We start from the raw sequence: 26,733 nt of genomic DNA, 5'->3' as shown, positions 1-26,733 counted from the left end.
TGACAATTTAGCTATGTGGTGAAAGAGAGATGAAAGAGAAAAGAATAAAGATGAAAGATAAGCAAAAGGCTAATATTCACACTGCCTAACATTTTAACCTCCAACAGCGTACGACTAACTATTTTACAGTTTGCCACTTGATGTTAACAACTTCGGAGCGTTAAAAGAAATAAAAGTAACAGTTTAAAATACAAAATCAGCAAAAAAAAATCTCCCGCAAGGGCGGGAGACCATGTTCTATCAATTATCAGCAGATGAACTTTGCAGCCATCAGTTGGAATAGCTCATAAGCTCCTCCTTATCTGCGTTAATAAGTTTGTATTCCAGATATTTAAATGAATCACGCGGAATGATGGTTACCCATTTTTTGTATTTAAGGTACCATTTGGTCTGTATGCTCATAAGGCCTTTGGTAAGATAAGCTTCTACAAATGGATGCACATGCAGGAAAATCTTTCCCTTTTCAGTCTGCATCAGCGTACGGATCATCTCTTCCATACGTTCTACCACCACTATGGGTGCCAGGATTTCGCCGGCAGCATTAGGGTTTTCCTCTTTGGTTTCAATTTGGTTTTCTGGTCGGGTTCTCTGTCTGGTTAACTGTATAAGTCCGAATTTGCTTGGTGGCAAAATTTTATGTCTGGCCTTATCGCGGCTCATCTCGGTTTTCAGATGTTCAAAAAGCTCGCGTCGGTGGTCCGCATTTACCATATCAATAAAATCGACCACAATAATGCCGCCCATATCCCGCAGTCGCAGTTGGCGGGCAATCTCAGTTGCTGCCATTCGGTTCACATGCAGCGCATGTTCGCGGTTGCCTGCAGCTCCCGAGCTGATGTTGTTACCGGAGTTCACGTCTATAACGTGCAGTGCTTCGGTGTGTTCTATAACAAGATAGGCTCCTTTGGACGAAGGAATATTTACGTGTTTGCCAAAACTTTGCTTAAGCTGCTTTTCTACATTATAATACTCCAGCAGTGGAGTAGGCTTGTCGTAAAACTGGACGATGTTCTTCCTTTCCGGCGCAATGACTTCCAGATAGGCCTTCATGTCCTCCACCATTTCCTCGTCATCGCAAATAATAGATACAAAATCGGCATTGAAATTATCCCTTAGGATTGCAGAGGCTTTTCCTTCCTCGCTCAGGATTTTACCGGGAACTTTGTTCTTCTGTATATTGCGGAATGTGTTTTCCCATTTCTGAACCAGTTGGTTCATGTCATTGTGGAGCTCGGCCACTTTCTTACCCTCGGCTACGGTACGTATTATTACACCAAAACCTTCCGGTTTAATACTTTCAATAAGTGTCTTAAGGCGGTCACGCTCTTCGGCACTTTCAATCTTTTTGGAAATGGAAACACTTTTGTCAAAAGGAATCAGTACGAGAAAACGTCCTGTGAGGGAGATCTGTGTAGAAATCCGCGGTCCTTTTGTGGAAATAGGTTCTTTTGTGATCTGTAGGATTACACTGTCGTCCTTGTTAAGGACTTTATCGATGATGCCGTTTTTATTGATTTCCGGCTGAATTTCAAAGTTCTTCAGCGAAGAGTCCTGCTGCTTGCGGGCAATCGTATCTTTCAGGAATTTTTTGTAGGTCAGATACTGCGGACCCAGGTCCTGGTAATGCAGAAATGCATCCTTATCATAACCAATGCCTACAAAGGCAGCGTTCAGATTGGGAGCCAGTTTTTTCACTTTACCGATAAAAAGATCGCCTACCACAAAGTCGCTTTTGTCCTCCTCTTCGTGGAGTTCAAACAGACGGCCATCTTCCAGCAAGGCAATTTTGGACCGCTCACCTTCATGTGATATTATCAGTTCTTTCTTCATTTCATAGCTACTTGTATTTCATTAAAACATAAAACTCCTTAACCCGCCAGTACAATCAGTATACTTTTGTCTCAAGTACGGCTGACGGGAAATAGTTTTAAAACAAAAATATAGCTGGTGAACGTTTTATAAAAATAAAAACACCAACTATATCCTATATTATCTTAACAGAAAAGCTTATTTCTTCTTCTTGTGTCTGTTAGCTCTTCTTCTTTTCTTTCTTTTGTGTGTGGCTACCTTGTGTCTTTTTCTTTTTTTTCCGCTTGGCATATTGAATAAATTTTAAATATTATTACTCTTTTTAGTTATTGTTTACAGCTACTCTGGTTTTTACCTTTTCAGTGAAAGTCTTGGATGGCTTAAATGCCGGGATATTATGTGCGGGAATTTCAATTGCAGTGTTCTTGGATATGTTCCTTCCCGTTTTTGCAGCTCTGGTCTTGATGATGAAAGAACCGAAACCTCTTAAATATACATTGTCTCCTTTGTACATCGCACTTCTTATCTCGTGCATGAAAGCTTCTACAACTTTCTGAGTATCACCTTTCTCTGTCCCCAATTTAGTTGAGATGGTATTTACCAATTCTGCCTTTGTCATTTTCTTTTTTTCTTTTTAATTTTGGTGTGCAAATATAAAACTAATTTTTGAAAAACTACAAACAAAACGCTGATTTTCTTTACCTTGGTAAGGCGCTGCTGGCTTGGTACGGGATTTACGGACGCGATTTACCATTCAGAAAAACAAAGGATCCCTATAAGATATGGATATGCGAAATTATCTTTCAGCAAACGCGGATTCAGCAGGGCCTGGATCACTACAATAAATTTATTGAACGCTTTCCGGATGTGGCCTCCCTGGCAGCAGCCGAAACCGACGAAGTCCTTTTGTACTGGAAAGGGCTGGGATATTATTCCAGGGCACTGAACCTGCAAAAGGCTGCGGTGCAGATTATGACTGAATTTGGAGGCGTCTTCCCAGATAATTATAATGACATACTGTCGTTGCGTGGGGTAGGGCCTTATACCGCGGCGGCAGTGTCCAGTATCTGCTTCGGCATGCATATCCCTGCCGTTGACGGGAATTTCTACCGGGTGCTTTCCAGGGTTTTTGCAGATGATACCGATATTTCACACAGCAGCTCCTTTGCTTACTTTTCGGAACTTGCTCTCAGGTTGATGCCACCAGGTGAAGCCGGAACCTTTAATGAAGCTGTAATGGACCTGGGATCGGAAATCTGCAGGCCGCGAAATCCGCTTTGTGACCAATGTCCCCTGCAGAAAGACTGCCGTGCATTCCAGCTTGGCCGGACAGCAGAATTTCCTGTGAAAACAAAAAAAACGGCTGTTAAGGAACTTAAACTTACCTACTACTTTGTCAGATTTGGTAATGAAATACTGATTCGCCGGCGAGCTGAAGATCATATCTGGAAAAAGCTGTACGAATTTCCGGATGAAGTGCCGGTCAACTTACTGCCGGTTGTAATGGAAACCAATACTGTATATCATAAACTGTCTCACCGTAATTTAAGCATTGATTTTGTTGATGTTTTTCCGGAAAAACGTACAGAATTTGAGGCGTTGGCGCAGGCTGGCAGCTATCAGATCGTAACGCTGGAACAGAGCTTACTGCACTCTTTTCCGAAGCCTCTGGAGAATTATATTGCGGCGCAGGTTGCCAGGCCCTGATTATAGTGTGTTTTTCAGAACTTCTTACTGGCTGATGCTTCCGGATTACGTATAAAAAAGGTATTTTTGCCAAATGTTTAAAAAACTAATTCTTCTTTTACCAGCAGTACTGCTGGTTTCATGCGGTAAGGATTCGGTTCCGAAGCCCAGGGGAGACCTTCGTCTGGAGTATCCGGAGCCAAAATATGTGAAGTTTGCGGAGCCCTGTCCTTTTACATTTGAATATTCAGATTTTTCTGAAATTACCGATGCCAAAAAGCAGAGAAACTGCTGGTATTACATTAACTATAACGGGATGAAGGGCAAGGTTTTCCTTACTTATTACCCCATTAAGGGCGACTTCGAAGCTCATGTAAAGGAATCGGAAAAAATGGTCTATGAACATACCGTAAAGGCCAGTTCAATCGAGACCAAGTCTTTCCAATATCCGGAGAAGAAGGTTTTCGGAAATTTTTATGAATTAAAAGGGCAGAGTGCCTCCAATCTTCAGTTTTATATTACAGACAGTACACGGCATTTCGTAACAGCGTATCTGTACTTCAACTCGCGGCCAAAACCCGATTCCCTGGCACCGGCTGTAGATTACGTGAAGCGGGATATGCTGCACCTTATCGATACCTTTGAGTGGAAGTAGCCCCGCGCAACCTTAACAATAATAAACAAGAACAGATAATGAAATTACTCGTAGTAGGCAGTGTGGCCTTTGATGCTATAGAAACTCCTTTCGGAAAAACAGATAAAATTCTTGGTGGAGCTGCCACCTATATCGGCCTTGCCGCTTCTCTTATGAAAGTAAAGTCCGGTATTGTATCCGTTGTTGGTGGAGATTTTCCGGATACTTATATGAACTTGCTGCAATCCCGGGGCGTAAACACAGAAGGTATCGAAGTTATTGCTGACGGCAAGACTTTCTTCTGGAGCGGTAAATATCACAACGACCTTAATTCCCGCGATACTTTGGTCACCGAAGTGAACGTGCTGGAAAACTTTGATCCAAAAATACCTGCTTCAATGGAGGATGCCGAAGTTTTGCTGCTTGGAAATCTTCACCCGGGTGTACAGCTTTCAGTGCTGGAGAAAATGAAAAACAGGCCAAAGCTTGTAATTCTGGATACCATGAATTTCTGGATGGATTCTGCAATGGAGATCTTGATGCAGATGATTGCAAAAACAGATGTAATCACGATCAATGATGAGGAAGCCAGACAGCTTTCCGGTGAATATTCCCTGGTGAAGGCGGCTAAGAAGATTCATGCAATGGGTCCGGCCTTTGTGATCATTAAGAAAGGTGAACACGGAGCGCTGCTTTTCCACGATGACCGAATCTTTGCCATCCCGGCCATGCCGCTGGAGGAGGTGTTTGATCCAACCGGTGCCGGCGATACCTTTGCCGGCGGTTTTGCCTCTTATTTGGTAAAGAAAGGCAAATTTGATTTCGAAACTATGAAATCCGCACTTATCGCAGGATCTGCGCTGGCATCCTTTACAGTGGAAAAATTCGGTACCGAAAGGCTGCAGGAAATTACCGAAGTTGAACTTGGGGAACGGATTCTTCAGTTTAAGGAACTTACAACATTCGAAACCGAGGTTTAAATATTAAGAAATTATTATAACAAAAAGTTAAGCATAATTGAAGCAGAGTTCTAAATTTGCAGATTGATTAATCACGACTTATGACAAACAAAATAAAATTTTCCCTTATTCTGGGAATATTCTTCACCTTTTTATCTGTGTCCTTGTCGGCTCAGCTGGAAAAAGGTAAACTGGTAGACGGTATTGCAGCGGTAATCGGAAACGAAATTATCCTGGAATCCGATATTGAGGAACAGATAAACTATGCCGCCCAGCAGGGAACGGCTGCGGCTAATAAATGCCAGGTGATGGAAAGCATCTTAAACAATAAAATCGTTGTTTACGAAGCGAAAAGAGATACCCTGATTGAGAACCGTACTGAAGCCATTAAGGAAAATGCCAATCTGAAATATAACCAGATTTTGGGACAGTTTCCGGATGAGAAAACCATGCTTGCAGCCTATAAGTTCCGTACAGGATACGAAATGAAGACTGCAATTGAAAAAATAGACAGCGACCAATATTATGGTCAGGCAAAGTACCAGAGCATTACCCAGAAGGCAGACGTTACCCCAAATGAAGTTACCGATTTTTACAATACCTATAAACTGCAGCTGCCTGAGGTTAAAGATGAGGTTACGCTGGCTCAGATCAGTATCTATCCTAAACTTACCGAATCTCATAAAGAGGAAATCATAGGCAGACTGAAAAAGATCAAGCAGGATATCCTGAACGGCGAAAGTTTCGAAAGTCAGGCAAGGATTTACTCAGAAGATCCGGGTTCGGCACCTAACGGGGGACTGATGAAGAATATTTCTAAGGGACAGATGGTGAAACCGTTTGAAGCGGCCGCACTTAACCTTCAGGAAGGTGAAATATCTGATCCTATAGAGTCTGAATTTGGCTATCACATTATAAAACTTGAACGCAGAGCCGGAAAAATGTACGATGCAAGACATATCCTTATTGCTACTACACCCACTGCCGACGAGATTGAAACCGCCAAAAAAGAACTTGACGTCATCAAAACTTCCATTGAGCAGGGTAAAATTACCTTTAAGGATGCGGCTTTCAAACATTCAGATGATAAGAGAACAAAATTCAACGCCGGAATATTAACAGATAATGCCGGATCCGACCGTATGGAAAGACTGTCACTGTCTCCTACGCTTGGTTATCAGGTTGCCGGTCTTAATAAAGGCGATATCACTGATGTGTTTGAAGATGAACTGAACCGGCGCAAAGCGGTGAGCATTGTAAAGATTGAAGAGGTGATTCCAGCGCACCAGCTAACTATTGAAACCGACTATGACCGCATTAAGCAACTGGCCCTGAACAAGAAACGTAACGAAATGGTAGAGAAATGGATTAAGCAAAGAATACCAAATATCTTTATCTCGATAGATAACCGGTATGCTGACTGCAGTTTCCAGCCCGAACTTAAGAAATCAATATTGACGAAATAATAAATGTCTCCGAAAATTTTTCGGAGATTTTTTTGTCTGAAAATCGCGCCTTTAGGAATGTGTTGGTCTTCTTTAAACCGTATATTTCTTTTATTTTTGTTGAATGAGCAATTTTATTGACTTCGGCGTAGCCGAAAAGATGTATCGGGAATCCCAAAACAGGATTTCCAGACTATTCAATATAAAGTATCCCATCGTGCAGGGTGGCATGATCTGGCATTCAGGATGGAAACTGGCCTCTGCAGTCTCCAATTGCGGTGGGCTGGGTCTTATAGGTGCCGGCAGCATGTATCCGGATGTGCTGCGGGATCATATCCGTAAATGTAAAACAGCAACGGACAGGCCGTTTGGTGTTAATGTTCCGATGCTGTATCCGAACCTGGATGAAGTTATTGATATTATTCTGGAAGAAGGAGTGGAAATCATATTTACATCGGCCGGTAATCCTAGAACTTATACCGAAACCCTTAAGAAAGAAGGGTTGAAAGTGGCCCATGTTGTCTCATCAACCAAGTTTGCGCTGAAATGCCAGGAAGCCGGAGTTGATGCAGTTGTAGCTGAAGGTTTTGAAGCCGGCGGTCATAACGGTCGCGACGAAACCACCACCTTATGTCTTATCCCTAATGTTCGCAAACATATTGATATACCACTTATAGCCGCGGGTGGAATCGCGCTCGGTTCACAGCTGAAAGCTGCTATGATATTGGGTGCCGACGGTGTGCAGATTGGGTCCCGTTTTGCAGCAACTGTGGAAGCAAGTGGTCATGAGGCATGGAAGGAAAAAATTACGGGACTTAATGAGGGCGATACACAACTTACTCTAAAAGAGCTGGCACCCGTACGCCTGGTGAAGAACAAGTTCTTTAGGGATATTGAAAGGCTTTATGAGACCGGAAGAGACACGGAAGCACTTACTGCCACTTTGGGCCGGGCCAGGGCAAAGCGCGGGATGTTTGAGGGCGATCTAGAAGAAGGCGAACTGGAAATCGGTCAGGTCTCTGCAGTAATCGATGAGGTATTACCCGTTGAGACCGTATTTGCACATCTGCTGAAGGAATTTGAAGCAGCCGGTAATCCGACACTTTAGAATGACTTCTATTATAAAAAAAACCTGCTTCAATGGTGATGCAGGTTTTTATACCTATGAATTACCTGTTAAAGTAATCTATAAGTGCAATTTGCGATAATTTCTCTTAGTTCTGCTCCAGAGCGGTTTTCATATCACCGTAACCACCGCCGTTATAGACGTTGGTCATGCCCTGCGATTTGAAATAATCCACTGCTTTACCGCTGCGGTTACCGCTTCTGCAGAAGAAGATGATGTTTCCGTTCAGATTGGTAATTTCCTGCTTGCGCTCTTCCAGTTCGCCAAGTGGAATATTACGGGCATCTTCAATCTTGCCGTCCATTTCCAGTTCCATTGGTTCGCGCACATCGATCAGGTGGTAGTCGCCGGAGCCTAAAATTTCGTTTATCGAATCCATTTTAATAGTTTTAAAATTGTTTGTAATCTCACAAATGTAGCAAATTATGTTAAATTTGCCTTCCAATGCACTCCTCAAACCAAGAAAAACTTTCACAGCTTGTTAAATCCAAAGCAAAAGCATTCGGATTTCAGAACTGCGGCATCTCACGCGCCGGTTTTCTTGAGGAAGATGCCCGCCCGCTGGAGGAATGGCTTAAAAAGGATTACCATGGTAAGATGGGTTATATGGAGAACCATTTCGACAAAAGACTGGACCCAAGTCTGCTGGTGCACGGCGCCAAATCGGTGATCTCACTCTCCTATAATTACTTCCCTGCGCAGAAGATTCCCAGTCATGATAATTTCAAGATTTCCAAATATGCCTATGGTCAGGATTATCATGAAGTTATCAAAGAAATCATGGCTGAAATGGTGTCGGAACTCCGTACAGAGATTGGCGACTTCAGTTGCCGCGTATTTACAGACTCAGCGCCGGTGCTGGAGAGGAGCTGGGCCCGTAAATCCGGTATAGGCTGGGTGGGTAAGAATGCAAACCTGATTACCAAACAGAGTGGTTCATTTTATTTTTTAGCCGAAATTATTTCTGACCTGGACCTGGCAGAAGACCACCCGACCACTGACCACTGCGGCACCTGTCGAAAGTGTATCGACGCATGTCCTACAGACGCGATCGTATCCGATAAAATTATTGACGGCAGTAAATGTATTTCCTACGCAACGATCGAACTCAGGGAAGCGATTCCGGACCACTTCCGCGACCGTATGCAGGACTGGATGTTCGGTTGTGATATTTGCCAGGATGTATGTCCGTGGAACCGTTTTTCTGTACCACATTCGCAGGAGAAATTCGAACCAAATGAAAAGCTGAAGAATTTTACAAAAAAAGACTGGCAGGAACTGGACCAGGAACTTTTTTCTGAAGTTTTCCGTAAATCACCGGTCAAAAGAGCCAAATTTGCAGGTTTGAAACGGAATATTTCGTTTCTGGGAAGTTTAGAAAGTTAGAAGTTTAGAAAGTTAGAAGGTGCCAACGACCAGACCAGTCTTAAATCGTTAGATTGGTAAATTGGTCCAAAGTCTGAAATCTGAAATCTGGTGTCTGATATCTTGACTCTTGAGTCTTATCTAACCACACAGAGCACAGAGTAGGCACAGAGAGCACGAAATTAAAATCCCTAAAATTGTGTTGTTGTTAAATCGTAAATCCGTGAAGCCGTAAATTTGTTAAACCGTTAGATTGTTAAATTGTTACACAGGCTGAAATCTGATGTCTGAAATCTGAAATCCCGACTCTTCCCTACTATGAAAAAACTCTTACTCACCATACTTAAAATTATCGGCTCTATTGTAGCCGTTGTGCTTGTTTATGTTGTTCTTGCATTAGCGTTACCTTTGATTCCTGTAGGGGCGGATGAGGTTTCAGAATCTAAAACAGTAGAGGTATACCTGCTGACCAATGGAGTGCATACCGATATAGTGGTGCCCGTTACCAACCAATATATGGACTGGCGGACAGAAATCCCTGTCAGTGATACAAAAGCAGGTTCCGGCAACTTTAAGTATCTGTCAGTTGGTTGGGGCGACAAAGGTTTTTATCTGGATACACCCACCTGGGCGGAACTCAAGGTTTCCACTGCATTGAAGGCAGCATTTTGGCTCAGCGAATCGGCCATGCACTGCACTTTTTATAACAAAATGGTGGTGGGTAAAGATTGTAAGCGGATTATGATCACTGCCGGGCAGTACGCCGAGCTTGTAAACTTTATCAAAAATAAGTTTGACCGTGACGCTTACGGAAAGCCGGTCTTAATACCAACTGATGCCGTATACGGCAGTAACGATGCTTTCTACGATGCGAAAGGAAGTTACAGTTTTCTGGATACCTGTAATACCTGGACTAACAGAGGGCTTAAAGTTGCCGGACAAAAAGCTGCATTGTGGACGGCTTCTGACTTTGGAATCTTCTACCACTATAGGTAACTGACTGGTCCTTGGCGAATATGCTTTGCCTGTCTACAAATTTTTCAGTTTCATTGTAAGTTCCAGGTGGTCTTTTACCACAATGGTGCCGCCCATTTTGGTGGGAGGGACAATTCCAAAATCGCTGAAACGTACTGTTTCATTGCCTGTAAGCATATTTTTATTCTCGAAGAAGGTTACAGTATAAAAGCGTTTACGGTTCAGAATCTTTACTTCCACTATGGCGCTGTAGTAACTGTTTGCGTTTTTTTTGAATTCAATAAACCGTACCGTAAAATGCGGATGCTGCTCAGAATTTAAAATTTTACGGAAGTCGTTGGTCATCATCTTATTCCGGCAGTCGAAATCGGCTACCTTAAGCTGAAGGACTGGAAGTTTGGTTTCGGAACTGAAACTGCCTGCCGGTTTGGCAATGCTTGTGTTGGTACACTTAAAAGTGTTCACGTTGGTCTTTCCCAGGATTTCCACCGTGTTTTCCTGAGCCGGTAACAAGCCGGAAATCAGGAGCAGAATGAGGATTACCGTATTTTTCATCATTTTAAAGGTATAAAAAAGGGACAAATTAATGTCCCCTTCACTGAAAATTGAATTTAATATTAGAAACCTATGGTCGCTTCAACCATCAGTCCTTTGAATTCGCCGCCTCTTAGTGCGCTTGTTGCACCCCAAACTGCGCTGTCGTTATAGTTTTGCTGAACGTACTCTACCTTTGCCAGGATGTTTTTCGTCATGAAATAACCACCGCCAATGTTGAACCGGTCAATCTTTCTTTCGTCGGAAACGTCGTCGTCCTTACCGCTGATGGTATTGTAGCGGCCACCTACGTAGAACTGCTCCTTGCCGCCAAATCTGTAAAGTAATTCTGCTGCAAGCTGCGTGTAGTCGCCATCAGTTGGTCTCATGGTCATCCCGCTGGCTTTGTTTCCTGTTACGTGTTCAAAAGCTCCGAAGAATTCCAGTCCCTGGTACTTAACGAACGGGTTGATCTGTACCGCTTTCATTTTTTTGAATCCCGGGTTGAAACGTCCAGTTGCGTAGTTGTTGGTTCCCATAAGGTCGTTCTGGGTAAGCAGGGTGTAGTAATATCTTGATCCTGCACGGTCGGAGCTGTAAAGGTAGCCACCTGTGCTAAGTCCGTTGGTCTGGATGAAGGATCCTGTAAGTCTCACTCTAAGGTCGGTGCTTACCTGCTTGTCCCAACCAATCTTTGCATAAACTGAAGGAGAGTTGGAGTTGGTTCCTTTTACGGCTGTTTGGTTCAGTTTACCGTTGGAAACCCCAAGCATACCAATGAAGTTATTGTATAATAAGTAACCTTCACCAAAAGCTTCCGTAGAGAAATTGTCCATGATGAAGTTTCCTACGAACGGGTTGTTAATGGCTTCAGCATTATCAGTTCTTCTGAAATGGTAATCACCGTAGTTTATTTCGTCCATACCCACCTTTACTCTGGCGTGCTTCATAATGTTTGCCGCAAAACCTTCGGAAATGAAATCCAGGTCATCTACCTGAATGTATCCTCCTTTTACCCACGCTTCGTTGTGGTGGCGTGCAGAAAGATAAGTTCTGAGGTGCATTTTAATCCCTTTTCCAAGATAAGCGTTGATATCCAGATTAGCTGTTGGCAGGTTGAAGTCGCTGCCCATTACCTGAAGTGTGTTTGGAACAGCTGTAGTTCCCACATTACCCAAAGAAGGTGCGTTGGTACTGTGATCCAGAGCCTGGAACTGAAGTGCGAAATCGCCGCCTACAGAAACTTTAACGCCGTCGTAGGCAGGTGAAGTTCCTTTTGGGTCTTCAAATACGTTACGCTGGGCTTTTTCCGGTGCCAGATAATCACGCATTGAAGTGCTGGTATCTTCCTGAGCGATTAACGCTCCGCCTGACATGAGTAAGGCTAATACTGATGTTTTTAAAACTGAAGTTCTCATTTTGCTGATATTTTAATGTTTATTAATTGACTAGTTGGCAGTAATGTTTACAGTAACTGTAATTGCATCTCCTGTTTTTACTCCCATGAATCCCGGTCTGTCCATACCGTAATCAGAAAGGTTCATCTTCTCCGTACCGGTTATGGTGTAGGAAGCACCGTTTTTAACTACTGTTACAGGAATAGAAGCGTTTTTGGTTACCCCTGCAATTGTCATTTTTCCGGTTACAGCCCCTTTTCCGATATTCATTGAAGTTGCGGTAAAGGTGATGTTGGGATGTTTGGAAGCCTGAAGTGCATCATAAGCCTTGTTATCCATCATCTTTCCTTTGGTACTTTTCAGGTTTTTTGCGGGCATTACAAATTTTACGTTAGTAATGGTGTTTCCGCTTACATTTCCGCTGAAGGTAGCAGTATTAGAGGTCATTGTCCAGTCATGCATAGGGGAAGTTCCGTCTACACTGACTTTTACACTCTTTCCTGTGATTGCCTGAGCGTTTACCAATCCGGTGATTAGTCCGAAGGCTAAAACGAGGAGTTTGATTGTTGCTAAATTTTTCATGATATCTAATATTAAATTGTTATTCTCTGTTTCAATTTTCTTATACAAATGTACAGCGATAATTTGCAATTCTTCATTTACAGTTACTTTTTCTTACATGATTAATATCAAATACTCTTAATAAATTAAATTAGATTCAATTTTAGCCGGTAAAAACTGTGAAATAGGTAAATTTAATCCCCTGTTGGAGTTCTATTCGCAACTGTATCGCAGAAAGATTGTGGAAGTTTTAAATATGACGAATGTCAGTATGACGGATATCAGCCTGATAACTGCATTTTTCACATTGAAAATGACTATTTTATCGTAAGTTCAGCAAAAAAAAGGGTAATATTTTAACTGTCAGTGAATTGACAGATACTTAGCAGATACATAAAAAAAGCAACCTGTAAACAGATTGCTTTTTTGTACCCAGCGCCGGAATCGAACCGGCACACCTTGCGGTACTAGAGTTTGAGTCTAGCGCGTCTACCAATTCCGCCAGCTGGGCATCAATTTGGTGTGCAAATATAAGATAAAAATTAAATCCTTAAAATTTAATTACTGCAATTTGTGCTAAAATTCCAGCACAAGGCCGTCTGTTGCGAGATGAATGCCGTCCGGCAGAAGCGCTTCCTCCACATCATGCAGTCCAAACATGTGGCTTATATGAGTAAGGTATAGATTACGGGGTTTCAGTTCACTGTGGAGTGTACGAATGTCTTCCAGAATGAAATGGGCCGGGTGAGGTTCTGTTTTTCTGATGCAGTTCAGGATGAGGAAATCAAGATTCATGAGATTTTCCTTTTCTTGGGGACTTATATAACTTGCATCAGTTATATAGGCAAGATTCTTTATTTTGAAACCGACTATCTCCAGTTTATGATGCAAAACGTGAACAGGTTTTATATCCACATCAAACAGGGAAAAGTCACTGTTAATTTCGTGCAGTTCAAAAGATGGAGCCCCCGGATATCTGACTTCAGCAAAGGCATAGGGAAATCGGCTCTTTACTTCCTCCGCCACACGTTTTTGACAGTACAAAGGCATGTCAGTCCTGTTGCGAAAAATCAGCGGACGTACATCGTCCAGGCCAATAACATGGTCGTTGTGTTCATGAGTCAGCAGGATAGCATCCAAATGGTCTTCATTGTTCAGAATCATCTGTTGCCGGAAGTCGGGCCCGCAGTCAATCAGTATTTTTCGGCCGCTTTCCGAAGTTATCATTGCAGATGAGCGGAAGCGCCTGTTTTTTGGGTTGTCAGAAGTGCATACTTCACATTTACATCCAATTACCGGAATGCCCTGGGATGTCCCTGTGCCTAAAAATTTAAGTGTCATCATATTCAACTCATGCGTGGTGCACAAATGTATAGAAAAAGAGCCTGTTCACGAATCACTTTGCCACCACCTTTACATTTTATTTAGAATACTAATCAGATTGTGGAGGAGTTTTTCAGTGTAGATTTGCTGGTTATCAGCTAAGGTAGCTCCAGTCTTTCCGGTTATTTTTTTGGAAAGCAAAATTTCTTCACCGGCAGCTATGGCTATATAGGCAAAACAGGAATCGATTCCCTCTTCGGGTACCGTACGTGCGTAGCCTGTGATGGACAGGCCAATTTCCGAATTGAATTTTGATGAGACGGCTATCGCCATTTGTTCTGCAATCTGTTTTGAAACGGCATTGCATGCCTCTGCAGCTATAGGATTCACCTGCAAATGGATGGCCTTTTGTGCACTGTTATAAGCCGTTATGCCACCCTGGAAGAAACCCATGGCGTTTTCCGCCTGCGAAATAACATTCTGAATTAGTCCGGCAGTACAGCTTTCGGCGACTGCCAATGTTAACTTTTTTTTTAACATCTGCTCACTCAGTTGGGCAAGATTCTTGTTGTCAGTAAGGTCGTTTTCCATACGAAAAGCATAATTAAAATTTTAACTCAATCAAGCTACGCTCACTCCAAAGTGAACGCGCAAGTCATCAACAAAAATAATTCCAAATGAAAAGAGACGGTCGTAACAAAAGCCTTTGGGTAAACGGACTTCATATCCACGAAAATTCACCAGTAGAACAGGAATTCTTTGATGCTGTAATTGTAGGTGCAGGTATTACAGGACTCACGCTGGCACTGGAACTTCAGCAGCGGGGGAAAAACTGTTTGGTGCTGGAGCAGAACAATATCGGTTTTGGGACCACTGGCGGAACCACCGCACATATCAATAATTTTTTTGATGAATCCTATGACCGGATAATCAGCAAATTTGGAGAAGACCGCGCCCAAACGATAGCAGATAACGCCAGCCGTGTCTCGGGCATCATTAAAAACAATATAGACCGTTACGGTATAGACTGTGAATATGAGGAATGCAGCTTTTATCTTTTCAGTGCCGAGAAAAAGCAGGACAGGCAGTTGGAGAATATTGCGAAAGCTCATGATGCGCTGGATATTCCGACAATGGAAGTCGATACTGTTCCATTTACTGTGCCCTTCCGTAAAGCTATTGAGATTAAGGGACAGGCGCAGTTTCACCCGCTGAGATATATTGAAGGTCTGGCGAAGGCATTTCAGGAACTGGGCGGTAAGTTGCTCACTGGATATCTGGTTACCGATTATTCTGTTGCTGAAGATAAATTGAAAATAACAACATCCGGCGGACTTAGCTTTATGGCAGAGGATCTGATTTGGGCTACTCATATTCCTCCTGGAATTAACCGTTTCAATGCTCTTTGTGCACCTTACCGGAGTTATGCGCTGGCTGCCAAACTTCCTTATGAGGTCACGGAGTTCGCACAGGCCGCTGATCTTTATGATCCTTACCACTATATGCGCTATCATAAGATCGGACATGAATCTTATATAATAGTGGGCGGTTTCGACCACAAAACGGGTCATGAAGAGGATACTGAAAAACCCATGGCACAGCTTGTAGAGTATACGCGGGAACATTTCAAGGTCTCTGAAATCTCAGCAACCTGGTCTTCTCAGTTTTACGCCCCGGCTGATGGGCTTCCCTATATTGGCAAAATGCCTGGGGATGATCATGTATATGTGGCTACAGGCTATAATGGTAACGGTATGACGTGGAGCACACTTGCCGGAACCGTTCTGGCCGATCTTATAGAAGGCAAGGATAATGAACTTGCTGATATTGTTTCACCTTCACGTATAGAAATAGCGGCCAGTGCCAAGGAATTTGTAAAGGAGAATATAGATGCTGTATTCCATTTGGTAAAGGACCAGTTTACAAGTGATAAAAAGGCCGAACTTGATGGTATTGAGAAAGGGGATGGACAGGTCATTGATTATAACGGTAAGAAAGTTGCTGCTTTCCGGGACGATTTGGGGGCTGTTAAGCTTCTGGATGCCCATTGTCCGCATATGGGATGTGTTGTTAAATTCAATAAGACTGAAAAAAGCTGGGACTGTCCCTGCCATGGTTCCCGCTTTGATACAGAAGGAGCCGTACTTACGATTCCTGCGCAGCAAGGCCTTAAACAGTTATAAAATAGAACTATGGAAAATTCAGAAATAAAGACACCGCGGGGTACGTGCACAACAATTCCGGGTGAGAGTACCACAATAAACCATAATTTGGGCACAACCGACATTATTGTAGCATTGTATAATGTGGCCACCGGCAATGAATTAAACAGCGGAATTACAATTGTAGATGAGAATTCTGTAAGAATTACAACCGCCAGCGGCGCACCGGATCAGATCCGCGTGGTAATTATGGGTTTTTAATTCCGACAAATGACAGAGAGTATAAGGCTGAACGACGGTTTATTGCTGCCACCTGTCGGATTCGGAACCTACAAAGCAGAAAGTACAGCTGAGGCAGTGCGCACGGCGGTTGAGTGCGGATACAGGCTTATAGACACTGCATCGGTCTATGGCAATGAAACGGAAGTAGGGCAGGGCTTAGAGTCCTCCGGAGTGAACCGCGGTAATCTTTTCGTTACCTCAAAAGTATGGCGTACAGATTTGGGATATAACGCAGCAAAAAAAGCCTTTGAAGCTTCATTAAAACGACTTTCTCTGGATTATTTGGATCTTTATCTCATCCACTGGCCGGCGAACTCCAGGAATTTTGATGATTGGGCAGACGTAAATTCAGAAACGTGGTGCGCACTCGAAGACTTACAGCAGGAGGGCCTGATAAAATCTATCGGAGTAAGTAATTTCTGGCCGGAGCATCTGGAAAAGCTTTTGAAGAGGGCACGCGTGGTACCCGCCGTAAATCAATTGGAATTTCATCCCGGTTACCAACAGCGTATAATTATTGAACTATGCAGGCAGCATAATATTACGGTTCAGGCCTGGTCACCGCTGGCGCGCGGACGGCTCGCTGAAGATGAGGTTTTAAACGTGGTGGCGTCCAAATATGGTAAAAGCGTTTCCCAGATTATATTGCGCTGGACCGTGCAGCAGAATATCATCCCAATTCCAAAGTCGGCCAACAGTAACCGTATCAAAGAGAATATTGACATTTTTGATTTTGAACTCAGTGCCGAAGATATGTCCCATATCAGTGCGATACCCCAAAAAGGATTCAGCGGCGAAAGGCCGGATTTATGGCCTGACCGTCAACGTACGTAAAATTAAACTTATGAAAGATACTTACACCTCAACCTTAAACGGTAGAACAGTCGTAATAACAGGAGCCAGCAGCGGAGTTGGCCGCGCAACAGCGGAAGCATTCGCACGCGAGGGCTGCAATATAGTATTGGCGGCACGTGGCCGCGAGGCACTCGACGAAACAGCACAACTTTGCCGTGACCTTGGAGCCGTGGCCCTGGCGGTGCCTACAGATGTGTCAGTCGCCACCCAGGTTCAGCAGCTCGCTGAAACAGCACTTCAGTTCAATGGCCGGATTGATGTTTGGGTAAATAACGCCGGCGTGATGGCCACCGGTATGCTGGAGGATATGCCGGTAGAAGCCATAGACCAGATTATCAAAACCAATCTTCTGGGATACCTGCACGGTGCGCATACTGTAATACCCGTATTTAAAAAGCAGCAGGACGGTGTACTGATTAACAATATTTCAATTGGTGGCTGGATGCCCGCACCGTACGGAACTGCATACTCTGCGTCTAAGTATGGGGTACGCGGCATGGTGGAAAGTCTGCAGGGCGAAGTGTCCAATTTCCCGAATATTCATGTTTGCGCCATGTATCCAGCGATTCAGAGGTCTACCGGAAATATGCATTCGGCAAAATATTCAGGATTCAGTTCCAAAATTCCGCCAATTTCGTTTGATCCGCGCGAACTTGCCGCCGCGATGGTACAGACAGCCAAGTATCCCCGTAAGGAAGTATACACGGACTGGTCATCTGTTCTTTTTAAAACAGTGTACAGGATGTTTCCAAAAACGGTAATTAACACAGGTTCTGCCGTTATGCGTCTGATGATGAAGAAAGATACCAGTGGGACCAACGGAAATATCCTTAACCCTTCTGCAGAACCGCACCGTATTTATGGTGAGACCATGCTGCCGCCACCATCCAGGACTTCCAAACTTCTTATGGTGTCAGGGTTGTTGGCAGCCGGTGCTTATATGCTTTGGAACCGGTCTCAACCCGAGGGCAAAAAGCAACTCAAGTAGAGTCCCGAGCAATATGGTTTCACTGTTACTGCCCGCTGACGGATATCGCAGCATCACAGAACTCAGTGCCTGCTGCGATTGGGGAGTTTAGCAAGTCACGGTTATAAGCCTGTGAAGCCTTAGCGGTTTGCAGAATGCCCTAATTATCCGTAATTTTGCAAAAAAATTACAATGTCTTTAATCCAGCAAAAACTAACTCCAAAGCAGAAAGCATTAGCCATTAACCTGGATTCTAATATATACGGGACTTTTGCAGAAATAGGTGCAGGTCAGGAAACTGTACGGCACTTCTTCCGGGCCGGCGGCGCTTCCAAAACGATCGCAAAGGCAATGTCCGCCTATGACAAGGATTTTTCAGATGCTATTTACGGTAAAGAAGCTCATAACCGCTATGTAACACAGCATAGGCTGAGAAAGATGTTGCGGTACGAAGTTTCACTGATTGAAGAGCGGCTTTCGCGTGACGATAATCCCGGCAGAAGGTTTTTTTCCTATGCCAATACGGTAACCACAATTAATTTTGATAAAACCCTTAAAGGGCACGGCTGGGTAGGTGTACGCTTCCAGCGTGACGAGGATGAAGGTTACAGCGAAGTGGTTCTGCATGTGAAATTTAAGGAAAATAATACCACTCTACAGCAGGAAACACTTGGGAATTTAGGTGTAAACCTTATTTACGGTGCTTTCTTTTATAACGATAATCCACGCCGGCTGATCTCCTCTTTATATGATGACATCGCACTGGACGACCTTGAAATTGATATGATTGACTTCATGGGACCTGCATTCGCTTATGTTGATAACAGGCTGATGAGCCTGCAGCTGGTGAAAAACGGTATGACGGACGCGGTGATTTTTACGCCTGGCGGAAAGAATATGCTGCCGGCAGATCTGCTTTACCGTAAGAATATCTTTGCGGTACGTGGCAGTTTCAGACCTGTAACCAAGGTAAACATAGACATGTTCGAAAGCGGACTGAAAATGTTTATGGAAGATGCAGACTGTACCGAGAAGGAGACCGAAGTTCTTTTTGAGATCACAATCTCCAACCTGAAAGGTGATGGCGATATAGACGAGCGTGACTTTCTGGACAGGGTAGATGTGCTTGCGAACCTGGGGTACACAGTCATTATTTCGAACTTCTCAGAATATTACAGGCTTATCAATTATTTTGCGGGATATACCGGCCTTAAAATCGGTATCGGAATGGGTGTAAACAACCTTCTGATGGTGTTCGACGAGAATTATTACAAAAATCTTTCCGGAGGAATCCTGGAGGCCTTTGGCAAGTTTTTCCGAAACGATATGACGGTTTATCTATATCCTTACAAAGACCCTGAAACCCATGAAATCCTGACTTCCAATAACCTTAGGGTCAATGAAAACCTGAAACAGCTCTATAAGTTCTTTAAACACAATAACAGGATTAAGGATATTGAAACTTATCAGCGGCAGTATGCGGAGATCTATTCCCGCGAAATATTGCGGATGATTTCCGAAAACGAAAGCGGTTGGGAAGTTCAGGTACCGGATGGCGTAGCCGATCTTATAAAGGACCGCGGCATGTTCGGATATAAGAACGAAGTAGAATTAAAGGAATTTACCTAAATTTAAAGTACCATGTCTGAAATAAAAAAACGCCTTTCCACTATACTGGAAAGCCCTCATTTCCCTACAGAAGAAAAACTTCAGAAGATCTGTCATCTGCTGGATCAGGAGATTCATTATTTTAACTGGACAGGTTTTTACTTCCGTAACGGTGATAAAGATGAACTGATCCTGGGTCCTTATGTAGGGGCAGAGACAGATCACACGGTCATTCCTTTCGGAAAGGGAATCTGCGGACAGGTGGCGGTTTCCGGCGAAACATTTGTAGTTCCCGATGTCCATGACCAGGACAATTATCTTTCCTGTTCCATTGATACCAAAGCGGAAATTGTGGTTCCTATTATTAAAGATGGCGAGAATATAGGACAGATTGACATCGATTCCCACAAGCTTGACCCTTTTACAGCTGAAGACCGTGAAATGCTGGAGTGGTTATGCGCCGAGGTGGCGAAAATCCTGTAGTCTAATGTGGTCTTAGTCGAAAGGCTCCTCTAATCCGCCTGTCAACTGGTGGAAATAGGAACCGTATTGCAATATCCTGGTGCCGTACCATGAGAAGGCTTCGCCATCAGCAAGCATTATAGTGGCGTTCGGAAGTTGTTCCTGCAGCTCAGCAATATGCTTTTGTTTGAAAGGATAGGGTTCCGATGACAGAAGTACAAGTTCTGCAGTTTGGAGTTCAGAAAATTCAACTGTTGGATATCTCAGCTGTTTTCCGAAAATATTCAATAAACCAAGACGGCTCATTATGTCGTGGATGAAGGTGTCGCCACCAACGGTCATATAAGGATCTTTCCAGATAAGGTAGGCGGTCGGGATGGATTTTCCGGGTTTTATTCCACCGAAAATATTATCTGTCTTTTGGATGAAGTGTGTGGCTTCATCAGGTTTGTGCAGCACCTGCCCAAGTTCGTGCAGGAAAGATTTGTGATCTTCCAGAGTCTTAATGTCTGTTACCCAGACCCTGAATTCTTTTTCGAGTTCAAGTACCTGTTCCCTGTCATTCTCCTCTTTATTGGCGATGATAAGGTCGGGTTTCAGCGCTTTAATTTTGTCAGGTCTAAGATTCTTTGTGCCACCAATGACCGGTACTTCTTTCACCCGATCTGCCGGATGGATACAGAATTTTGTTCTGCCCACGATTTCAGAATGATCCAGACCAAAGTCGAAGAGGGTTTGGGTGATAGACGGAACAAGTGAGACAATCCGCATAGCCGTGTTTTAAAGGATTTTACCGGTCAGGAAGAGACCTGCAATTGAAAAATAGATAATCAGACCGGTTACGTCTACAAGTGTGGCAACAAATGGTGCCGATGAGGTTGCGGGATCGAGTTTGAATTTCTTCAGGATAAAAGGCACCATTGACCCGGAAAGTGTACCCCAGAGAACGATCATGGCCAAGGAAATCCCGGCACTTATACCAACGAAGAACCAGTGTTCGCCATAGTCGAACCAGCCCCATTCGTGCCAGAGCATGATTCTGAAAAAACCGATTATTCCCAAAAATGTTCCCAGGACCAGTCCTGTGGTCACCTCTTTTTTCATCACCGTCCACCAGTCTTTGAGTGTAATCTCCTGAAGAGCCATGGCACGGATAATAAGCGTGGCGGCCTGCGATCCGGAGTTACCGCCACTGGAAATAATTAAAGGGATAAACAGAGCCAGCACCACGGCTTTTTCAATCTCATTTTCATAAAAGCCCATAACCGTAGCCGTGATAAGCTGAAGGAAGAAAAGTACGATAAGCCAAAGTCCTCTTTTCTTAATCATCTCGAACCAATGGGTTTGGATATAAGGGTCGTCCAAAGCGTCCATACCCCCGAATTTCTGAATGTCTTCGGTATTTTGCTGTTCTACCTGATCCAGGATATCATCAATTGTCACAATTCCAACCAATACGCCGGCTTCGGTGATAATTGGCAGTGCGTTTCTGTCGTATTTTTCAAAATACTGAACCGCATCTTCACGTGAGGTCGTAGTCTTAATGGCTACAAAGTGATGGTCTGTAAGTTCGGAAACAAGCTGGTCCTCATCTGCCAAAAGCAGGTTACGGATGTCCAGGTCATCAATAAGATGGTTACGTTCATCTACTACATACAGGTAATTGAGCGTCTCCACTTTCTTGCCTACCTTCTTGATTTGCTCGAAGCATTTCTTTACTGTCCATTCATTCCGGATCTGAATGTAGTAGGGCGTCATCATCCTGGCGATACTGTCTTCATCGTAGCCCAAAAGTTTGAGGGCAATGCGCCTTTCCTGCGGATTCAGCAGGTTTATGGAATACTTGATGAGCTCGTCCGGGAAATCCTCAAAGAGTTCGGTCCTGTCGTCGGGAGTCATGCCGTTCAGGATCTCGGATACTTCCTCGTTACCGATACTGCGTATGGTTTCCTCCTGGAAGTCGGCATCCAGGTGGGAAAAAACAGCGGCTTTAAATTTCTTGGGAACTTTCAGGAACTCCAGCAAACGTTCATCCGCGCGCAGGTCGCTTAACCTTTCGGCGATATCCGCGGGGTTTATTGAAATCTCATTATCGTTTACAGTAGTATTCACTGCTGCAAAAATAGCTGAAATATTCCGATAATGTACAGTCTGGCAATGTGCGTGATTTTGTGTCCCGCGCTGAAATTTGGTTTATTTCTTACGTTTTATATTCTGACTCAACTCTCTCAGTACACCGTTGGTCCCGATGCGGATCGAGTTTTGTGCAGAACCCATGATTCGGGCATTTTTGCGGAAGGTGTCATACGAGCTTTCAGAAACAAAATTTCCTTCAGCATCATAGAGTTTCATACTTACAACCACCTGGCTGGAAAATACAAACTGCCCCAGACCTACTTTAAAAAACTTTACATGTGGAATTACCGCGTGCGTTGCGTTGTTATTGATGCAGATTTCCCGAATGGTATTGCGGTCGGCATCCTCATAGGTCACAGGCATATCCACACGAACCATCCTGCGGTTGCGGTTATTTACATAACTGTCCGATACTGCTGAAAAGAAAGCTTCGTTGGTTGCGTCCTTAATCTCGGCAACATCGGGATAGATAGAAGGAGTAAAATAAATGATATTCTGGCTTTCACGGTTGCCTGTACGCTGCTCGGTATTTATTACAATATCCTGAGCTGCAATTTCGGATAACCCCGTAATAAGCAATAAAATAAAGGTGGAAAGTGTAAATCTGTAAAACATGATAGGATATGTGCAAATATACAGCCAAGCTTAACATGTAAAACATCTTTTTTAAGAAAATATTAACGTTTTAATTTATTTTTGGTTGAATGAATTAAATCTAAGATTGCCAGTTCATAAAAAAGGTGTACTTTTGCACCTCGATACATAATAATCATTAAATAATATTTGCATGTACTTAACATCAGAGAAAAAAGCAGAAATCTTCGCTAAACACGGAGGAAAAGCAGAAAACACAGGTTCTGCAGAAGGTCAGATAGCACTGTTTACCTTCAGAATTAATCACCTTACAGGTCACCTGAAGGCTAACCATAAAGATTTCAACACAGAGAGATCACTTGTAAAGCTGGTAGGTAAAAGAAAAAGACTTCTTGATTATCTGAAAGCTAAAGATATTACCAGATACAGAGCGATTATCGCTGAACTGGGAATCAGAAAATAATCTTTCTGCCAAAACAAATAAGCAACTCCGAAATGAGTTGCTTTTTTTATGTCCTTTTTTTTCCGATTTTACCTAAATGCGTAAATTGAAAGCTGTCCGTATACTTCAATCCGTAACCCAGCAGGCGGTCAAACGAGGAATGGGAAAACATCATGATACCAGCCAACTCCAGTTCTGCTGTTGAAAAGTAACTTCCGGCTAAATAAAGTAACACCGCCACGCCGAAATGATGGAAGAGATTGTAAGTCCACGCGCCGGCTTTGGGGCCAAACAGATAGGCCGCCATTGAGACATCCGGCAGAAAGAAGAGTGCTGCAAACCACCACCATGACCAATCTGTGGCCGCAAAGGCGCAAACTCCCAGAAGCAGAAGTGCGGCGTACTCCAGGTTCAGTATAAACTTCATATCGTTTATCAATGAGTCCGTATGAATATCAATCCGTTACCTGTCCCTGTACTTTCGCTGAAAATTTAATGTAAAAAACCGTATATTTGCTCTCGAAAATTTAAATAGATTAAATAAAGTAACCGCACTCAATACGGAGTGCCCAAGACGAACAGATTTTATGAATGCTCCACAAGCAATTATTGAAAAAATTCAATTAAAGGATGGTAGAGAGATCACCATCGAGACAGGGAAACTGGCCAAGCAGGCCAACGGATCTGTAGTAGTAAGAATGGGCGGAACGATGCTTCTGGCAACCGTTGTAGCCAACAAAGATGCAAGCCCGGGCGTGGATTTTCTTCCACTGACGGTAGATTACAGAGAGAAATTCTATTCAGGAGGTAAAATCCCCGGAAACTTTTTCCGTAGAGAAGCCAGACCATCTGACGAGGAAATTTTAACGATGAGACTGGTAGACCGCGTTTTGCGTCCGCTTTTCCCGGACGATTTCCACGCTGAAGTTCAGGTGATGATTTCCCTGATTTCTTATGATAAAGAATGTATGCCTGAAGCACTGGCTGGTTTAGCCGCTTCTGCTGCCATCGCAATCACGGATATCCCGTTCAACGGACCGATGTCTGAAGTAACGGTAGCCAGAATTGACGGACAGTTAGTTGTAAATCCAAGCAGGGAGAATCTGGATAAAGCAGACCTTAACATCCTTGTAGGTGCTACCAAAGACTCTATCGTAATGGTAGAAGGTGTGATGGACGAGATTACCGAAGAGGAAATGATCGAAGCCATTAAATTCGCACACGAAGAAATTAAAGTTCAGGTTGAAGCGCAGGAAAGACTTGCTGAAAGAGTAGGCAAATCTTTACCGAAAAGAGAATACACCCACGAAAACCACGACGAAGAAATTCGTGAAAAGGTTTGGAAAGATACTTTCGACAAAGTTTACGAAGTAGCCAAGACACCTTCTGCAAAAGAAGAAAGACACGATAACTTCAAGGCTGTTCTGGAGGAGTTCTTAGCTCAGTATTCAGAAGAAGAACTGGAAACAGTTAAGCCGTTCGCCAAGATCTATTTCCACGATGTGGAGAAAGAGGCAATGCGTCAAATGATCCTGAACGAGAAAATCCGTCTGGATGGCCGTACGCCGGAAACTATCCGTCCGATCTGGTCAGAAGTGGATTACCTGCCGGGAGCTCACGGATCTGCAGTATTCACCAGAGGTGAAACTCAGTCTTTAACAGCTGTAACTTTAGGTTCAGTGAAAGATGCCAATATGGTAGATTCAGTGGCCATCAATTACGACGAGAAATTTTTCCTTCACTATAACTTCCCACCATTCTCAACAGGTGAGGCAAGACCTTTAAGAGGTACATCAAGAAGGGAAGTAGGACACGGAAACCTTGCACAGCGTGCGCTTTCCAGAATTATTCCGGCAGAAAACCCATATACGATCCGTATTGTTTCCGATATCCTTGAATCTAACGGTTCATCTTCAATGGCAACGGTTTGCGCCGGAACATTGGCTCTGATGGATGCGGGTGTACAGATCACGAAACCGGTTTCAGGTATTGCTATGGGATTGGTAACTGATCCTGAATCAGGTAAATTCACTGTACTTTCTGATATCTTAGGAGACGAAGATCACTTAGGTGATATGGATTTTAAAGTAACCGGAACGGCAGACGGAATCACGGCTTGCCAGATGGATATCAAGATCCAGGGACTTTCTATGGACATCATGGAAACGGCATTGAAACAAGCGAGAGAAGGCCGTCTTCATATCCTTGGCGAAATGTTGAAGACCTTGGATGCACCAAGAGTTGACGTTAAACCGCACGCTCCGAAAATGGAAGTACTCGAGATTCCTAAAGAATTCATCGGTGGCGTTATCGGACCTGGCGGAAAAATAATTCAGCAGATGCAGAAAGATTTCCAGACCGTTATTGCGATCGAAGAAATCGGTGAGATCGGTAGAATTGAAATCTCCGGCGTAAGCAGAGAGAATATCAACGCGACCATCGCAGCCATTAACGAAATTACTTTCGTGCCGACTGTAGGCGAAGTTTACAACGGTAGAGTAGTGAAAGTAATGGATTTCGGTGCGTTCGTAGCAATTGCGAAAGGCACTGAAGGTTTGCTTCACATCTCCGAAATCGAGTGGGCAAGACTTGACAAAGTTCCTTACAACGAGGGCGATATGGTGGAAGTGAAATTCATGGGTTATGATGACCGTAAGAAAATGAAGCTTTCAAGAAAAGTACTTCTCGAAAGACCTCCAAGAACTGAACGTAAGGAAGGTGAAGGCGATAACCGCGAAAACCGCGACAGCCGTCCGCCAAGAAACGACCGCAGAGACGGTGGCGACAGAAGAAGAGACGACAACTTCAACCGCAGCAATAACAGACCCGAGCACAGTGGCCGCCAGACTGAAAAACCAGCAGGAGAAGACACCTTCAAGCCGCTGAACGAAAGTGAAAATACAGACGATGTGAAGCCGGAAGGTTTTTAATCTGAAGACACGATAATAATGAAACCACCTCGATTTGAGGTGGTTTTTTTTGTACCCCGAATTGCATTCGGGGTGAAGCATATGCGACTCCTTCGGAGTCGCGCGATGTGCACACCGTATTGTGCTTCGCTGCCAGCCCCGCACCCCGCCACCCCGAACTGCGTTCGGGACTACACGAATTCGACTCCTACGGAGTCGGCGATGTGTGCAAACCGGAATATTGCGATGCCTTGCCACTATGTCGCTGCTTCGTTACCTTCCCCGAACTTCGCTGCTCTTGTACGGGGCTACGCAAAGTAAACTCCTACGGAGTTTGTGTGTGCAGCCATCAGCTCTATAGGAGTTGCACTTACGTCGCACCGAACGGATATCCGGGCTTACGCATCGAGCGTTCACCACCCGACTCCGTAGGAGTCGAAGGTTCATAACCTGTACAAGCGAAGCGCCGTGCGGTGACTACGCGCCCACGTCAAACACACAC

At 43.9% G+C, this 26,733-nt stretch carries 27 protein-coding genes and 1 tRNA gene; 15 read left to right on the top strand and 13 right to left on the bottom strand.

Translation table 11 applies throughout. The features are described from left to right. Positions 1-270: 270 nt before the first annotated feature. Together H1R16_RS03915 and H1R16_RS03910 are read right to left on the bottom strand one after the other, a co-directional pair. On the bottom strand, positions 271-1,830 hold the full coding sequence (locus H1R16_RS03915; RefSeq protein ID WP_181887507.1) for an Rne/Rng family ribonuclease: 1,560 nt from the start codon (positions 1,828-1,830) through the stop codon (positions 271-273). 301 nt (positions 1,831-2,131) lie between these two features. Beyond that, complete coding sequence (locus H1R16_RS03910) at positions 2,132-2,428, bottom strand: HU family DNA-binding protein (protein WP_181887506.1); 297 nt, start codon at positions 2,426-2,428, stop codon at positions 2,132-2,134. A 47-nt stretch (positions 2,429-2,475) separates the two neighbouring features. Here H1R16_RS03910 and mutY point away from each other — a divergent pair, with 47 nt between their 5' ends. The 5 genes from mutY to H1R16_RS03885 all read left to right on the top strand — a co-directional run bounded on the left by mutY (position 2,476) and on the right by H1R16_RS03885 (position 7,641). Then, entirely contained in the window at positions 2,476-3,516 is a 1,041-nt protein-coding gene (gene mutY / locus H1R16_RS03905) for an A/G-specific adenine glycosylase (protein ID WP_181887505.1), read from the top strand. A 73-nt stretch (positions 3,517-3,589) separates the two neighbouring features. After that, positions 3,590-4,150: a gliding motility lipoprotein GldD gene (gene gldD / locus H1R16_RS03900; RefSeq protein WP_181887504.1), complete on the top strand. Its 561-nt coding sequence runs from the start codon at positions 3,590-3,592 to the stop codon at positions 4,148-4,150. Between the two features lie 38 nt (positions 4,151-4,188). Further along, positions 4,189-5,109 carry a PfkB family carbohydrate kinase gene (locus tag H1R16_RS03895; RefSeq protein ID WP_181887503.1) on the top strand — a complete coding sequence of 307 codons (921 nt, stop codon included), beginning with the start codon at positions 4,189-4,191 and terminating at the stop codon, positions 5,107-5,109. A gap of 80 nt (positions 5,110-5,189) precedes the next feature. Next, positions 5,190-6,554 carry a peptidylprolyl isomerase gene (locus tag H1R16_RS03890; RefSeq protein ID WP_181887502.1) on the top strand — a complete coding sequence of 455 codons (1,365 nt, stop codon included), beginning with the start codon at positions 5,190-5,192 and terminating at the stop codon, positions 6,552-6,554. Positions 6,555-6,657: 103 nt separating this feature from the next. Beyond that, entirely contained in the window at positions 6,658-7,641 is a 984-nt protein-coding gene (locus H1R16_RS03885; protein ID WP_181887501.1) for an NAD(P)H-dependent flavin oxidoreductase, read from the top strand. 106 nt (positions 7,642-7,747) lie between these two features. Here the strand turns inward: H1R16_RS03885 and H1R16_RS03880 are convergent, their stop codons facing one another. Continuing rightward, a complete protein-coding gene (locus H1R16_RS03880) occupies positions 7,748-8,038 on the bottom strand; it encodes a rhodanese-like domain-containing protein (protein ID WP_181887500.1) in 291 nt (96 codons plus the stop codon). A 65-nt stretch (positions 8,039-8,103) separates the two neighbouring features. Here H1R16_RS03880 and queG point away from each other — a divergent pair, with 65 nt between their 5' ends. Then, positions 8,104-9,045 (top strand): tRNA epoxyqueuosine(34) reductase QueG, encoded by a 942-nt coding sequence (gene queG, locus H1R16_RS03875; protein WP_181887499.1) that lies wholly within the window; start codon positions 8,104-8,106, stop codon positions 9,043-9,045. A 297-nt stretch (positions 9,046-9,342) separates the two neighbouring features. Continuing rightward, positions 9,343-10,020: a TIGR02117 family protein gene (locus H1R16_RS03870; protein ID WP_181887498.1), complete on the top strand. Its 678-nt coding sequence runs from the start codon at positions 9,343-9,345 to the stop codon at positions 10,018-10,020. Between the two features lie 33 nt (positions 10,021-10,053). Here the strand turns inward: H1R16_RS03870 and H1R16_RS03865 are convergent, their stop codons facing one another. From H1R16_RS03865 to H1R16_RS03840, 6 genes are all read right to left on the bottom strand, one after another. After that, positions 10,054-10,557: a hypothetical protein gene (locus tag H1R16_RS03865; protein ID WP_181887497.1), complete on the bottom strand. Its 504-nt coding sequence runs from the start codon at positions 10,555-10,557 to the stop codon at positions 10,054-10,056. A 59-nt stretch (positions 10,558-10,616) separates the two neighbouring features. Further along, entirely contained in the window at positions 10,617-11,951 is a 1,335-nt protein-coding gene (locus tag H1R16_RS03860) for a hypothetical protein (RefSeq protein WP_181887496.1), read from the bottom strand. A gap of 30 nt (positions 11,952-11,981) precedes the next feature. Next, positions 11,982-12,512, bottom strand: coding sequence for a YceI family protein (locus H1R16_RS03855; protein WP_181887495.1), 531 nt, complete (start codon positions 12,510-12,512; stop codon positions 11,982-11,984). Positions 12,513-12,920: 408 nt separating this feature from the next. Then, a tRNA-Leu gene (locus H1R16_RS03850) sits at positions 12,921-13,002 on the bottom strand. A 65-nt stretch (positions 13,003-13,067) separates the two neighbouring features. Then, positions 13,068-13,832 (bottom strand): MBL fold metallo-hydrolase, encoded by a 765-nt coding sequence (locus tag H1R16_RS03845; protein ID WP_181887794.1) that lies wholly within the window; start codon positions 13,830-13,832, stop codon positions 13,068-13,070. A gap of 72 nt (positions 13,833-13,904) precedes the next feature. Continuing rightward, positions 13,905-14,405 (bottom strand): CinA family protein, encoded by a 501-nt coding sequence (locus tag H1R16_RS03840; protein ID WP_181887494.1) that lies wholly within the window; start codon positions 14,403-14,405, stop codon positions 13,905-13,907. An 86-nt stretch (positions 14,406-14,491) separates the two neighbouring features. On the opposite strand from H1R16_RS03840, the gene H1R16_RS03835 reads away from it, so the two are divergent. The 6 genes from H1R16_RS03835 to H1R16_RS03810 all read left to right on the top strand — a co-directional run bounded on the left by H1R16_RS03835 (position 14,492) and on the right by H1R16_RS03810 (position 20,171). Continuing rightward, positions 14,492-15,997, top strand: coding sequence for an FAD-dependent oxidoreductase (locus tag H1R16_RS03835; RefSeq protein ID WP_181887493.1), 1,506 nt, complete (start codon positions 14,492-14,494; stop codon positions 15,995-15,997). A 9-nt stretch (positions 15,998-16,006) separates the two neighbouring features. Further along, on the top strand, positions 16,007-16,237 hold the full coding sequence (locus tag H1R16_RS03830; protein WP_181887492.1) for a hypothetical protein: 231 nt from the start codon (positions 16,007-16,009) through the stop codon (positions 16,235-16,237). A 9-nt stretch (positions 16,238-16,246) separates the two neighbouring features. After that, entirely contained in the window at positions 16,247-17,092 is an 846-nt protein-coding gene (locus tag H1R16_RS03825; protein ID WP_181887491.1) for an aldo/keto reductase, read from the top strand. Positions 17,093-17,102: 10 nt separating this feature from the next. Continuing rightward, positions 17,103-18,101, top strand: a complete 999-nt coding sequence (locus tag H1R16_RS03820; protein ID WP_181887490.1) for an SDR family oxidoreductase — start codon at positions 17,103-17,105, stop codon at positions 18,099-18,101. Between the two features lie 171 nt (positions 18,102-18,272). Further along, a complete protein-coding gene (locus H1R16_RS03815) occupies positions 18,273-19,709 on the top strand; it encodes a TonB-dependent receptor (RefSeq protein ID WP_181887489.1) in 1,437 nt (478 codons plus the stop codon). Positions 19,710-19,721: 12 nt separating this feature from the next. Next, positions 19,722-20,171, top strand: coding sequence for a GAF domain-containing protein (locus tag H1R16_RS03810; protein ID WP_181887488.1), 450 nt, complete (start codon positions 19,722-19,724; stop codon positions 20,169-20,171). A gap of 12 nt (positions 20,172-20,183) precedes the next feature. Here the strand turns inward: H1R16_RS03810 and H1R16_RS03805 are convergent, their stop codons facing one another. The 3 genes from H1R16_RS03805 to H1R16_RS03795 form a co-directional block, all read right to left on the bottom strand. Then, the gene (locus H1R16_RS03805; RefSeq protein ID WP_181887487.1) at positions 20,184-20,921 is read right to left on the bottom strand and encodes a helical backbone metal receptor; all 738 of its coding nucleotides are present in this window, start codon (positions 20,919-20,921) and stop codon (positions 20,184-20,186) included. A gap of 9 nt (positions 20,922-20,930) precedes the next feature. Further along, entirely contained in the window at positions 20,931-22,262 is a 1,332-nt protein-coding gene (gene mgtE, locus H1R16_RS03800; RefSeq protein ID WP_181887486.1) for a magnesium transporter, read from the bottom strand. Between the two features lie 81 nt (positions 22,263-22,343). Beyond that, a complete protein-coding gene (locus H1R16_RS03795) occupies positions 22,344-22,901 on the bottom strand; it encodes a pyruvate decarboxylase (protein ID WP_181887485.1) in 558 nt (185 codons plus the stop codon). A 172-nt stretch (positions 22,902-23,073) separates the two neighbouring features. On the opposite strand from H1R16_RS03795, the gene rpsO reads away from it, so the two are divergent. Further along, positions 23,074-23,343, top strand: a complete 270-nt coding sequence (gene rpsO / locus H1R16_RS03790) for a 30S ribosomal protein S15 (RefSeq protein WP_158064597.1) — start codon at positions 23,074-23,076, stop codon at positions 23,341-23,343. A 46-nt stretch (positions 23,344-23,389) separates the two neighbouring features. Here the strand turns inward: rpsO and H1R16_RS03785 are convergent, their stop codons facing one another. Beyond that, the gene (locus H1R16_RS03785; protein ID WP_181887484.1) at positions 23,390-23,749 is read right to left on the bottom strand and encodes a DUF4260 domain-containing protein; all 360 of its coding nucleotides are present in this window, start codon (positions 23,747-23,749) and stop codon (positions 23,390-23,392) included. Positions 23,750-23,909: 160 nt separating this feature from the next. On the opposite strand from H1R16_RS03785, the gene H1R16_RS03780 reads away from it, so the two are divergent. Then, on the top strand, positions 23,910-26,252 hold the full coding sequence (locus H1R16_RS03780) for a polyribonucleotide nucleotidyltransferase (protein ID WP_181887483.1): 2,343 nt from the start codon (positions 23,910-23,912) through the stop codon (positions 26,250-26,252). Positions 26,253-26,733 lie beyond the last annotated feature (481 nt).

The organism is Marnyiella aurantia (assembly GCF_014041915.1).
Lineage (GTDB): Bacteria > Bacteroidota > Bacteroidia > Flavobacteriales > Weeksellaceae > Marnyiella > Marnyiella aurantia.
Note: the sequence above shows the minus strand (reverse complement) of the source record. Positions and strands in the feature narration are given on the sequence as shown.